Annotated in this window: 6 protein-coding genes; 2 read left to right on the top strand and 4 right to left on the bottom strand. The window is 64.3% G+C overall.

Annotated features, from left to right (window positions below; translation table 11 throughout):
- The first annotated feature begins 186 nt into the window (after positions 1-186).
- Both NKI46_RS17320 and NKI46_RS17315 read left to right on the top strand, forming a co-directional pair.
- Positions 187-3,324, top strand: coding sequence for an efflux RND transporter permease subunit (locus tag NKI46_RS17320; protein ID WP_023729265.1), 3,138 nt, complete (start codon positions 187-189; stop codon positions 3,322-3,324).
- A gap of 275 nt (positions 3,325-3,599) precedes the next feature.
- Positions 3,600-4,955: an LLM class flavin-dependent oxidoreductase gene (locus tag NKI46_RS17315; protein WP_023704836.1), complete on the top strand. Its 1,356-nt coding sequence runs from the start codon at positions 3,600-3,602 to the stop codon at positions 4,953-4,955.
- Positions 4,956-5,017: 62 nt separating this feature from the next.
- On the opposite strand, the gene NKI46_RS17310 is transcribed toward NKI46_RS17315, so the two are convergent.
- From NKI46_RS17310 to NKI46_RS17295, 4 genes are all read right to left on the bottom strand, one after another.
- Positions 5,018-6,727 (bottom strand): trimethylamine N-oxide permease, encoded by a 1,710-nt coding sequence (locus NKI46_RS17310; RefSeq protein ID WP_352747116.1) that lies wholly within the window; start codon positions 6,725-6,727, stop codon positions 5,018-5,020.
- 307 nt (positions 6,728-7,034) lie between these two features.
- Positions 7,035-9,404, bottom strand: a complete 2,370-nt coding sequence (locus NKI46_RS17305; RefSeq protein ID WP_352747113.1) for a trimethylamine N-oxide demethylase — start codon at positions 9,402-9,404, stop codon at positions 7,035-7,037.
- A gap of 255 nt (positions 9,405-9,659) precedes the next feature.
- Positions 9,660-10,286, bottom strand: coding sequence for a sarcosine oxidase subunit gamma (locus NKI46_RS17300; RefSeq protein ID WP_352747110.1), 627 nt, complete (start codon positions 10,284-10,286; stop codon positions 9,660-9,662).
- Positions 10,279-13,272, bottom strand: coding sequence for a sarcosine oxidase subunit alpha (locus NKI46_RS17295; RefSeq protein WP_352747108.1), 2,994 nt, complete (start codon positions 13,270-13,272; stop codon positions 10,279-10,281). Before NKI46_RS17295 ends, NKI46_RS17300 begins: the two co-directional genes overlap by 8 nt.
- Positions 13,273-13,449: the final 177 nt, after the last annotated feature.

Genomic DNA, 13,449 nt, shown 5'->3' with positions numbered 1-13,449 from the left:
GTTTCCGGGCGGCGAGCGCCCGATGGTCGAGACGCCAAGATCGAGTTCCCCCGCATCGATCCGCGCGTCCCACCGCGATGAGTGTCTCTCCGCTCGGAAAGCCTCGCCGCCCGGAAGCCAGCATCGGAATATCCTAGCTGCATGCAAAGCGCATGCGCGCACGATCAACGAATTGGACTGACGCCGATGACCACCACCGACAGCACTGAAAAGCAGCCTTTCAATCTTTCGCGCTGGGCCATCGGCCATCCCTCGATCGCGCGCTTCCTGTTCGGTCTGATCATCATTGCCGGCGCGCTCGGCCTGATGCGCATGGGCCAGAAGGAAGACCCCGATTTCACTTTCCGCGTCATGGTCGTCCAGGCGATCTGGCCGGGCTCCTCGATCCAGGAGATGGAAGACCAGGTCGTCAACAAGATCGAGCGCAAGCTGCAGGAAACGCCGCACCTCGACTTCGTCCGTTCCTACACCCGCGCCGGCAGCGCCATCATCACCGTCCAGATCAAGGGCGACACCAATGCAGAGGAGGTGAAGGACGCCTTCTACCAGGTGCGCAAGAAGGTTGGCGACATCTCCGGCGACCTGCCGCAAGGCCTGCTCGGGCCCTATTTCAACGACGAGTTCGGCGACACCTTCATCACCCTGCACTCGATCGGCGGCGACGGCTACAGCTATCCGGAGCTGAAGAAATTCGCCACCCAGGCTCGCGACATGCTGCTGACGACGCCGGGCGTCGAGAAGGCCGTCATCATCGGCGACCAGCCGGAGAAGCTTTATATCGACGTCTCGTCCAAGGCCCTGGCCGAACGCGGCCTGACGCTGACCGACCTGCAGAACGCCATCAAGGGCCAGAACAATGTCGATCCGGCGGGCTCCGTCGACACCGGCCTGCGCTCGGTGCGCATCTCGGTCGAGGGCGATGTCACCAGGGCTGCCGACATCAGGGAATTGCGCCTGCGCGCCGGTGGTCAGGTGACACGTCTTGGCGATATTGCCACCGTGAGTTCCGGTCTCGAAGATCCCTATCAGCGCAAGTACCGCTTCAACGGCCACGAAAGCGTCCAGGTCGGCGTCGTCATGGCCAAGGGTTTTAACGTCAGGGACGTCGGCACGGATGTCGAGGCGACCTACAAGCGCTTTGAGGAAGCGCTGCCCTACGGCGTTGCGGTCGACCAGATTTCCAACCAGCCCGAGGTTGTCAAGGACGCCGTCAACGAGTTCATGGAGGCGCTCGGCGAGGCGCTGCTGATCGTGCTTGCTGTCTCGCTGCTGTCGATCGGCTGGCGTTCCGGCCTGGTCATCGCCATTGCCATTCCGCTGGTGCTGGCCGCCACCTTCGCCATCATGTACGAGCTCGGCATCGATCTGCAGCGCATTTCGCTCGGCGCCCTGATCATCGCGCTCGGGCTGTTGGTCGACGACGCCATGATCGTCGTCGAGATGATGGAGCGCAAGCTGGAAGAGGGGCTGGTCAAGATCGATGCGGCGAGCTTCGCCTATTCCTCGACCGCCTTCCCGATGCTGAGCGGCACGCTGATCACCATCGCCGGCTTCATCCCGGTCGGCTTCGCCGCCTCGACCGCAGGCGAATATGTGCGCACGCTGTTCTATGTCGTCGGCATCGCGCTCGTCGTGTCGTGGTTCGTCGCCGTCTATTTCACGCCGTGGCTGGGCTACATGATCCTCAAGCAGCGCAAGCATGCCGGCAACCATCATGACGCCTTCGACACCGGCTTCTACCGGCGGCTGCGCGCCACGGTCGGCTGGGCGGTGCGCCACCGCATCATCGTTCTGGTGATGACGCTGGTCACCTTCGCCACCAGCCTGTGGGCGTTCCAGTTCATCCCACAAAACTTCTTCCCGCAATCCTCGCGGCCGGAAATCCTCGTCGATCTCTGGTTGCCTGAGGGAACCTCGATCAAGGAAGTCGAGACGCAGGCCAAGGCGCTGGAAGCCCGGATGATGGACGACAAGGACAAGCGCTTCATCGCCACCTATATCGGCGAAGGCGCGCCGCGCTTCTTCCTGCCGCTCGACCAGCAATTGCGCAATCCGAACTATGCGCAGCTTCTGGTGATGGCCAATGACGAGCCGGCACGCGAGCGGCTGATCCTCAAGCTGCGCTCAATCCTGGCGCAGGATTTCCCCTCGATCCGTTCCAAGGTCGACCGTCTGTTCCTCGGCCCGCCGACCGGCTGGCCGGTGCAGATGCGCATCATGGGTCCGGACCGCCAGGAGGTGCGCCGCATCGCCGACCAGGTGAAGGCGAAATTCGCCGAAAATCCGCTGCTCGGCGCCGTCCATGACGACTGGCTGGAGCCGGTACCGGCGATGAAGCTGATCATCGACCAGGACCGCGCCCGTGCTCTTGGCGTCACCTCGCAACGCATCCGCCAGATGCTGCAGGCAGCGATGTCCGGCGCGCCGCTCGATGACTTCCGTGATGGCGAGGAGACGGTTTCCATCGTCGCCCGCGAACCGGACGCCAGCCGCAGCCTGCTGTCCTCGGTCGACTCGGTCTATATCCCGACCGATTTCGGCGGCTTCGTGCCGCTGTCGCAGGTGGCCAAGGTGGTGCCGGTGCTCGAGCAGGGCGTCGAATGGCGGCGCGACCGCCTGCCGACCATCTCGGTGCGCGCCACGCTGCCGGATGGCGTGCAGTCGAACGACGTCGTCACCAAGCTCTACAATGACATGCAGGGCATGCGCGCCGGCCTGGCGCCCGGCTACAAGATCGAGATCCAGGGCGGTGCGGAAGATTCCGCCGAAAGCCAGGCCTCGATTGCCGCCAAGGCGCCGATCATGCTGGCCGTCATCGTCGTGCTCCTGATGATCCAGCTGCAGCATTTCGGCAAGGCGATGCTCGTGCTCGCCACCGGTCCGCTCGGCATCATCGGTGCGGCGGCGGCTCTGTTGATCAGCGGCGCGCCGTTCGGCTTCGTCGCCATCCTCGGTGTCATCGCGCTGCTCGGCATCATCATGCGCAACTCGATTATCCTGGTCGACCAGATCGATCAGGACATCGCCAGGGGGATGGACCGATCGGAGGCCATCATCGGCTCGGCCGTGCGCCGTTTCCGGCCAATCGTGCTGACGGCGATGACGGCGGTGCTGGCGCTGATCCCAATCTCGCGTGCGGTGTTCTGGGGACCGCTCGCCTACGCCATGATGGGCGGCATCCTCGTCGCCACCGTACTCACCATCCTGGTGCTGCCGGCAGGCTACGCGCTGTTCTTCGGCCGCGAGCCGAAGAAAGGCAGGAAGCCGGCTGATGAGGCGGTGCAGGACAATGACAGGCCGCCACTGGCGCTGGCCGCCGAGTAGGCGCTGCTGGGGCACAGGATCTTCCTTGGAAAATGCTGGAACGCCGTACGCTTGACGTGCGGCGTTCTGGCTTTCTCCTTGCCGGTGGCACCGAGCACCCAGGCAAGTATCTCAACACCAGGCGGGTTCATCAAAATAGGTTGAACGGCCACCTGTATGAAAATGCTTCGCGGCGCCGGTTTTGCAAAACAGAATTCCTTTCCAGGACGGCAAAGCCGTCCGATCCTGCTTACATATCGGAGCGGCAACGCTCATTCGCATCAGGTGATCATCCCATGGTAGACAATAAGCAATTGCGGCTCGGCGCCTTCATGCGTCCGGTCAGTCTTCACACCGGGGCCTGGCGCTATCCCGGCTCATATCCCGATGCCAACTTCAACTTCGCCCATCTGAAGCGCTTCGCGCAGACGCTTGAGGCGGCGAAGTTCGACGCCTTCTTCATGGCCGACCATCTGGCCGTTCTCAACATGCCGATCGAGGCGCTACGGCGCAGCCACACGGTGACCTCGTTCGAGCCGTTCACGCTGCTGTCGGCGCTCGCCGCCGTCACTGATCATATCGGCCTTGTCGCCACCGCATCGACGACCTTCGACGCGCCCTATCACATTGCCCGTCGCTTCGCCTCGCTCGACCATATCAGCGGCGGCCGCGCCGGCTGGAACATCGTCACCACATCCAATCCCGACGCCGCGCTGAACTTCGGCCTCGACGAGCATGTCGAGCACGACGAGCGCTATCACAATGCGCGGGAATTCTACGATGTGGTGACCGGCCTCTGGGACAGCTTTGCCGACGACGCCTTCATCCGCGACGCCGAGAGCGGGCTCTATTTCGATCCCGCGAAGCTGCATGTGCTCGACCATAAGGGCGAGCATCTCTCGGTGCGCGGCCCGCTCAACATTGCGCGGCCGGTGCAGGGCTGGCCGGTCATCGTCCAGGCCGGCGCATCTGAGGCCGGGCGGCAGCTGGCAGCCGAAACGGCGGAGGTGATCTTCGCCGCCCATTCCGATCTGGCGTCCGGGCAGCGCTTCTTTGCCGATGTCAAAAGCCGGGCCGAGAAGCTCGGCCGTTCGCGCGACGACATCAAGATCCTGCCCGGCGCCTTCGTCATCGTCGGCGACAGTGTCGAGGAAGCACAGGCCAAACGCGCCAAGCTCGACAGCCTGGTCTATTACGAGAGCGGCATTGCCTCGCTGTCGATCGCGCTGGGGCACGACGCATCCGGCTTCGATCCCGACGCGCCCTTGCCCGAAATCCCCGAGACCAATGCCTCCAAGAGCGGCCGTGAGCGCGTCATCGAGCTGGCGCGCCGGGAGACTTTGACCGTCCGCCAGCTGGCGCAGCGGCTCGGCGGCTATTCCGGCCTTGCTTTCGTCGGCACGCCGAAAACCATCGCCGATTCGATGGAGGAATGGCTGTTTGCCGAAGGGTCAGACGGCTTCAACGTCATGTTCCCCTATCTGCCAGCCGGGCTCGACGACTTCGCCGAGAAGGTGGTGCCCGAGCTGCAGCGGCGAAAGCTCTTCCGGCGCGAGTATGAGGGCACCACCTTGCGCGAGAATCTCGGCCTGAAGCGGCCGCCGAACCGGTTCTTCGAAGGCTCCGAAGGGGCCATTCGCAAGGCCGGCTGACGTCCTGCCATAAAAAGAAACAGGCGCGCCGAAGCGCGCCCATTCTTTTCAAGCCATCACTTTCAGATGACGAAGTACCAGTTGGCGAGCAGCATCACCACCACGCCGGCGACCAGCGTCAGGTAGGGCAGCATGCCTGCCTTTTTGACCGAGAGGTCTGCGCCCGCCATGCCGAGGTCGGCCAGCATGTGGTCGGGGAACTTGCCCTTGTCTTGGACGTAGTGCCGGTAGCAGAACACCGGGATGATCAAGGCGGCTGTGATCAGGCCGGCCCAGAGCGCCATCGGGTTCCACACCTTGGCGCCGGCGCCCATGAAGATGGCGTTTACATAGGCGAAGATGGCGCCGAGGCCGAGCAGCCAGCTCGGCGCCTTCCACGGCCGGACGATGTGGCCGTTGTCGATGCGGTGGATCCAGCCGGCATTGAGGTTGAGGAAGTTGAAGATGATGTAGCCGCAATTCGACACGGCGAGGATGAAGAAGAAGCTCGTCGCGTCGGCCGAGGCGATGGCCAGCACGATCAGGTTGAAGACAAGATCGGTCCACATGGCGCGCGTCGGCGCGCCATGCTCGTTGACGTGGCTGAGATAGCGCGGCAGCCAGCCATCGACCGAGCCCTGGTAGAGCGTGCGCGACGAGCCGGCCATTGCCGTCATGATGCACAGCACCAGCGCCAGGATCATCAGCATCACCAAGAGGCTGTGGATCAATGCGCCACCCCCGACCATGCCGGCCAGTGCATCGGCGACACCCGAGCCGTCGACGATCGGCGTCGCCAGCATGCCGTTGAGGCCCAGCACGCCCTGGAAGGTGAAGGGCACCAGGATGAACAGAAGCATGCAGAGCAGGCCGGAATAGAAGATCGCCTTGAACGTGTCGGTGCCCGGGTTCTTGAACTCCGATGTGTAGCAGACGGCGGTCTCGAAACCATAGGTCGACCATGCGGCGATGAACATGCCGCCCAGCACCAGCGTCCAGCCGGCAATGTTCCACGAGCCGGGCTCCGGCGCGTAAGCCGCCGCCAGCGGCACCAGCGGCGAAAAGTTCGCCCAGTTGATCTGGCCGGTGACGATCGGCACGACACCGACGATCAGCATCGGGATGATGACCAGCAGGCCGATATACTTCTGCACATTGGCGGTGCCGAGAATGCCGCGATGCTGGATCGAGAAGATGATCAGCATCAGCACCGCGCCGATGAAGAAAGTGGCATTGAGGGTGAAGGAGACAGGACCCAGCGTGTGGCTGAACAGTGTCCAGTTGCGGATCGCCGGCGTGGTCGCCGCGGTCACCGCGGCGATGGCGTCGGCAGGCACCGTTCCGGCGTGCGCCGCGATATAGGCGACGACGTCCGGCGACGCCTCGGTGAACAGCGGCACCGGCGCCAGCGCGTTGAGAATATAGGCGGCGGCGATCGAGCAGCCCAGCGACAGCACCGGCGACCAGGCGAACCAGTTGCACCACACCGACAGCGGCGCGATGAACTTGGAATAACGCAGCCAGGCGGTGGCGCCGTAGATCGAGGCGCCGCCCGACTTGTTCGGGAACAGGCCGGCGATCTCGGCATAGGTGAAGGATTGCAGGAAGCCCATGATCATGGAAGCGATCCAGATCCCGAAGGCCAGCGTTCCCGTCGTTCCGGCAATGCCGCCGATCGAAAACAGGACAAGGGCAGGAACGCCGCTCGCCACCCAGAAGGCGCCGCGCCAGTCGATGTTGCGGAGCAGCTTGCCTTCAGCGGGCTGCTCCAGGGCAGTGGTAATCGTGCTCATCTGTCTGAATTCCCCATTTTTGTGTTCCCGGCCGGTGATGCCTCGGCTTCGCGAAGCTTGTTCCCCGGTACATGACCGCACGACTCCAGTGTTTCCACTCAGTCGTATTTTTTTCTTAACAGTGAAGATTGATCCGGCGCGCTTTCACGTCAAGTGATTTGTGGCGTCGTGCACATCACGGTTGCGAAACGCTCGCTTTGTCCTTCTCCCCTTGTGGGGTGAGAAGCGGTCCGCGGTAGCGGACGGAAAGCCAATTGCTTTCGAGCTTCGAACGCCCTGAGCCTGCGAAGGGCCGGGGGTGCAACCCTCAGGATCGCGGCCTGGTCTTTTGCGGATCGTAGTGGGCGAAGGCCACCACCCGCGCCGGCAGCCGCTTGGCATGACCGTCGAGCTTGCCGATCTCCACCTCTGTGCCGGTGGCCGCATGGGTGACGTCAAGCCTCGCCAGGGCGATGTTCTTGTCCAGCACCGGCGAGCGCATGCCCGAGGTGACGACACCGATCTGGGCGCGGCCGACATGCACGCAATCGCCATGGCCGACCGCGACATTGCTGTCGATGTCGAGGCCGACGAGCTTGTGCTGCGGATGTTCCTTGCGCCTTATCAGCGCCTCGCGGCCTATGAAATCGTCGGTCTTGGTCTTCAACGGCACGGTGAAACCAATGCCCGCCTCGAACGGGTCGGTCTGGTCGGAGAATTCGTAACCGGCGAAGATCAGCCCGGCTTCGATGCGCACCATGTCGAGTGCCTGCAGGCCCATCGGCTTCAGCCCGTGCGGCTGGCCGGCCTCCCAGATGGCATCGAACACTTTTTCGGCGTCGCGTGGGTGGCACCAGATTTCGTAGCCGAGCTCGCCGGTATAACCGGTGCGCGACACCACGACCGGAATGCCATTGCCGCCGCCGATGCGCGCGACAGCGAAGCGGAACCATTCGAGTTCGTCGATCGACGGTTGCAGCGGCGAGGTCCAGACCACCTCTCGCAAAATGTCACGGCTCTTCGGCCCTTGGACAGCGACATTGTGCATCTGGTCGGTGGACGAGCGCACCAGCACTTTGAGGCCGAGTTTTCTGGCGGTGTCGCGCAGCCATTCGCCGGACAGGTCATCGCCGCCGACCCAGCGGAAATTGTCCTTGCCGAGCCGCAGCAGCGTGCCGTCGTCGATCATGCCGCCATGCTCGTAGCACATGGCGGAATAGACGACCTGGCCGACGCCGAGCTTCTTGACGTCGCGGGTCAGCGTGTATTGCAGCAGCGCCTCGGAATCCGGGCCGGTGACCTCGAACTTGCGCAACGGCGACAGGTCCATGATCACGGCATCCTGCCGGCAGGCCCAGTATTCGGCGATGGCGCCTTCCTTGGCGAAGGAATTGGCCAGCCAATAACCCCGGTATTCCACGAAGTTGCGGGTGTGCTTGGCGAAGCTTGAATGGAAGGCGGTCTCGCGGGTCATTTTCGGTTCCGAATCGGGCGTCATGCGTCTGGCGATCGCTCGCGAGAATTTGTGTTGGCCGGAATAGGTTCGCACATGGATGTCGGTCGGGTTCCAGCCATTGGCCGGTGTCGTGTCGTCGGGACAGGCGGAGGAGACGCAGACGATGTCGGTGAGCGCCCTGAGCAGGACATAGTCGCCGGCGCGCGACCACGGCTCATCCGACACCATGACGCCATGGGCGTCGATCGCCGTGTTGAAGAAGAAGTTGATCGCCATCCAGCCGGCACGTGGGGTGACACCCTTGTCGGCCAGCGCGCGGTTGAAATTCTCCGAGCAGTTGGTGTGGCCGGGATAGCCGATGTCGTCGTAATATTTGGCGGCACACGCCAGCGCGAACGCGTCATGCCGGCCGCATGTGTCCTGGATAACCTCGACCAACGGCTCCATGTCCTGGTCGTAATATTTCGAGTGAAGGCCGGGCATCGGGTAGCTCGACCCCATCAGCGTGCGCGTGGTCGTTACGTCGAGCGGATGGTCCAGCCCCTTGTCCAGCTTGCGCGCCGAGAAGCACTGGAAATCGGTGCACTGGCGGCCGTCGACATCGATGATCTGCAGGTAGTCGCCCGCCTTGACGAAATAGGGTTCGGCTGTCGCCGAATGGACGCGCAGATCGAGCACCGGATCGGCAAGCGGATCGGCCAGCTGCGACTTTGTCTTCAGGCGCACGGTGGCGCGGCGCACCATGACGGTGAGCGGCGTTGCCGTGTCGTGGCCGTCGACCAGCATCGGCCCGCTAGGCGCTGCAATCAGCAAGCCGCCATCGCGCGCGACGGTGAAGGCCTGCTCGGTGCCTGCCGGCGTGGCGCCGCCGAAGACGCGCACCGCCTTGGCCTGGTCAAGCTGCACCTGGCGGCGCTCGAGTCCGCGGCGCACGGAAGCGAGGCTATCGTCGCCCTCGGCCAATAGCGCCTTGATCCCGGCGGCATTGCTATTGGACTTTTCGCCGAAGATGGCGGGGTCGGTGGCGCCTGACTTGTCCCAGGCCAAAAGCTCGCAGGCCTGGCCGCCCTCGACATTGCGGATGGCAAATGTATCGCCGGCCTCGATATCGATCAGCACCGCGCCGTTACCGGGGGCCGCATACCGCTCCATGCCCGGCGGCAGCGCGATCTGGCCGGGCCGCAGGATGAGGCTTGGCCGGGGCGGCCCGGCTGTCACTGAAGGGTAGGGCGACTGGCTCATCTCAGCCTTGCGGTTCGAGAAACAAGTTTGCCTGTGTGTAAAATTACTTTAGCTGCAAGAATAGCAGCGCAGTTGCGTTTGGCAAGGCTGGCTCCCCCTTCTCCCTCTGTGGGAGAAGGTGTCGCCGCAGGCGACGGATGAGGGGTGTTCCAGCGGTGAGACGTTGGCGTACCCTGGAACACCCCTCATCCGTCTCGGCACTAACGCGCCGATCTTCCTTCTCCCACAAGGGGAGAAGGAAGAAGCGCACAAGCGCTACGCCAAATCCTCGGAATGCCCGATCTCGACACCATACTCCGCCGCCGAATCCAGCATCGTGTGCCACAGACTTTCAGCAAATGTCGCAAACATCAGCACGTTGAACACCGCCTGCCCATCCGGCCGGTCATTCCCGCGCCAGAGCGTGACGCTGGTGTGATCCATCGAGGTCGCGGCAGCCGCCCCAACCAGAAATGCATCGGGATGCAGATCGATCGACGACAGCTTGCCCAGCATCGCCCGCGCCTTGGTACCGGAGATACTGATCAGCACTCGCGCATGCGACTGGTCCGATAGCGAAGCGGAAGACGCGAACGTCTGGGCGAGTGCTTCAGTCCCATGCTTGCCGCCCTTCAACAGCACGAAGAACTGGTCCGGTCCCGACCAGATCAGCGTCGCATCCGCGGTGCCAACCGCCTTCGGCGTTTCCGGAGCCGCGACGCCGAAACGAGCGTTCGCGGCCTCGGCCAAATCACCCGCCTTGCCGCGCCGTGCCATCACCTGGACGAGGTCGAAATTGCGGATCTCGGTCAACGACACACCGGCATCGCCTTGCACGCCGTAAGCGCCAGGAGCGAGCGCGCGCTTGAGCGGGCTGCGAACATCCCAGGAAAAATCAGCCACGCTGGCGCCCTCCATCGGGATCGTAGAAGACGGGATTGCAGAGTTCGACATCATAGTCTTCACCGCGCAGCGGATCATGCGCGTGGACGATCTCGCCGATGCGTTCGCGGCCGCGCTCGACAAGGCCGAGACCGATCCACTGGTCGAGCGCCGGCGAGAAGCAGACCGAGGTGACGTAGCCCTGGTCGTTATCAGGCCCGGGCGTCTGGCCCTTCGGGATGATGTGCGCGCCGGAGCGCAGGCGGCGCGCCTTGTCGACCGGCTTGATCCCGACCACGACCTGCCGGTCCGGCGCCACCAGCGCCTCGCGGCCGGCCATGACGCGACCGATGAAATCCTTCTTGGTCGACATCATCTTGCCAAGGCCGAGATCGGCGGCGGTCGTCGTGCCGCTCAGTTCCGGCCCAGCGACATGGCCCTTTTCAACGCGCATGACGCCGAGGGCTTCTGTGCCATACGGCGTCACGCCGAACGGTTTTCCCGCCAGCATCAAATTGCGTGCCATCGCTTCACCGTAACGCGCCGGCACCGAAATCTCGAACGCCATCTCGCCGGAGAAGGAGATGCGGAACAGCCGCGCCTTGATGCCGCCGCGCAAAGCGACTTCGCGCACGCCCATGAAGGGAAAACCTTCGTTCGAAAGGTCCTCGGCAGGGTCGACGATTTCCTTCAACAGGTCTCGCGTCCTTGGCCCGGCAATCGAGAATTGCGCCCACTGGTCGGAGACTGAGGTCAGTTGCACGTCGAGTTCGGGGAATAGCACCTGCCGGCAGAATTCGAGATGCTGCATCACCAGCCCGGCCTTCGCCGTGGTCGTGGTGAGGAAATAATGGTCATCGGCCAGCCGCGAGGTCGTGCCGTCATCATAGACGAGGCCGTCCTCGCGCAGCATCAGCCCGTAGCGGGCTTTTCCCACGGCAAGGTTTGAGAAGGTGTTGATGTAGACGCGGTCGAGGAAGGCGCCGGCATCGGGGCCGTGCACATCGATCTTGCCCAGCGTCGACACATCGCAGAAGCCGACGCCGCCGCGCACCGCCTTGACCTCGCGGGTGACCGATTCCAGCCAGTCTTTCTCGCCGGCGCGCGGATACCATTGCGCGCGCTTCCACAGGCCGGTGTCGACAAAGATCGCGCCCTGTTCGGCCGCCCAGTGATGCGACGGCGTCAGCCGCGTCGCATGGAAATTTTCGTCGCGATGGTGGCCGGCAAAGGCGCCGATGGCGACCGGCACGTAGGGCGGGCGATAGATGGTCGTGCCCGTCTCGGGAATGGATTTGCCCGACACCGCCGCCATGATGGCGAGGCCGGCGACATTGGACGTCTTGCCCTGGTCGGTCGCCATGCCGAGCGTGGTGTAGCGCTTCAGATGCTCGACCGATTCAAAACCCTCGCGCTGCGCCAGCTCGATGTCGGACGCGGTGACGTCATGCTGCTGGTCTACAAAGGCCTTGCCTTTGCCGGCGACGTGCCAGAGCGGGGTCAGTGAGAAGGACTCGTCGCCGGCAACAGCTGCAGAGCCCGGATTGCCATTGCGTCCCGCGTCCCGCGCCGCTGCGGCGCCGGCCTCGAAACCTGCGCGCAGGCAGGCGCCTAGCCCGAAGTCGCCGTTAGCCGCACCTGCGGCGACCATACCGGGCGGCGCGCCGTCCGGCACGAAGGCGGCGATGTCGTCTCGCCATTTCGGCCGGCCGCGATGGTAAGAGGTGAGCCCGACCGCCGGATTCCAGCCGCCGGAAACGGCAAGCCCGTCGGCCTCGACCTCGGCGCGCGCGCCGCCGGTCAGCGACACCGCTATTTTTCTTACGCCGTCCTTGCCGCCGTCGACGCCGCTGACCGAACCATGCAGCACGGTGAAGCCGTTCCTGGAAGCGAGAGAACGATGGGCAGGCGAGACGTCAGGCCGCGCGTCGATCACCGCCGCGATCTGCAGCCCGGCGCCGAGTGCCGTCTCGACCGTGCGCCAGCCATCCTCATTGTTGGTGAACAGCGCGATCCGCTTTGCCGGCGTCGCCGCATAACGTGTGACGTAGGTGCGGATGGCGGACGCCATCATCACGCCGGGCGTGTCATTGCCGGCAAAGACGATGGGACGCTCAATCGCGCCGGCGGCGACGACGCAGCGCTTGGCCACGATGCGCCACAGGCGCTGGCGCACCTGATGCTCGGGCGGCACCGGCAGATGATCGTTGACCCGCTCGATCGCGCCATAGGTACCGCCGTCATAGACGCCGAACAGGGTCGTGCGGGTCATGATGCGGACATCCGGCATCGAGCTGAGCTCGGCCAGTGTGCGCGACAGCCACTCCGCGGCCGGCAGACCGTCGATCGTGCCGCCATCCGACAACAGACGGCCGCCGGGCGCAAAATCTTCTTCGCACAGGATGACGCGCGCACCGCTGCGGCCTGCAGCGAGTGCGGCGGCGAGACCGGCCGGACCGGAGCCGGCGATCACCACATCGCAATGCGCCCAGGCCTTGTCGTAGTGATCCGGATCGGGGGTGACCGCCGCGCGACCCAGACCCGCGGCGCGTCGGATCGCCGGCTCGTAGACCATTTCCCAGAATTTTGCCGGCCACATGAAGGTTTTGTAGTAGAAGCCGGCGACGAAGATCGGTGCGAACAGCTGGTTCACCGACATCACATCGTGGCGCAGCGACGGCCAGCGGTTCTGGCTGGCCGCTTCGAGGCCTTCATAGAGTTCGGCCGTCGTGGCCTTGGTGTTGGCCTCGCGCCGTGCGCCGGTGCGCAGTTCGACCAGCGCGTTGGGTTCTTCCGAGCCCGCAGTCAGAATGCCGCGCGGACGATGGTATTTGAACGAGCGGCCGACCAGCTTGACGCCATTGGCGACCAGCGCCGACGCCAGCGTGTCGCCCTGGAAGCCGGAAAATGTCGTGCCGTCGAAGCGGAAGGTGAGGGGGGTGGAACGGTCGATGAGACCGCCGGATGAGAGACGATGAGAGGTCACGATGTCCAGCCTCTGATCCATATGGTGTCATGGCGAAGGATGGCGCCGCCCCTTACCCTCCCCCTTGTGGGGAGGGTCGCTGCGCAGCAGCGGGGTGGGGGTGCGGCACCGACCCCCCCCCCGCCCCGCGGGGCGGCCCCCCCCCACAAGGGGGAGGTAGGGGGCTGGCGCTTTTCGCGACGGCTACGATTTCGACAG

Source organism: Mesorhizobium sp. M0615, from assembly GCF_040320805.1.
Lineage (GTDB): Bacteria > Pseudomonadota > Alphaproteobacteria > Rhizobiales > Rhizobiaceae > Mesorhizobium.
This window is presented reverse-complemented; position numbering and strand designations above follow the sequence as displayed.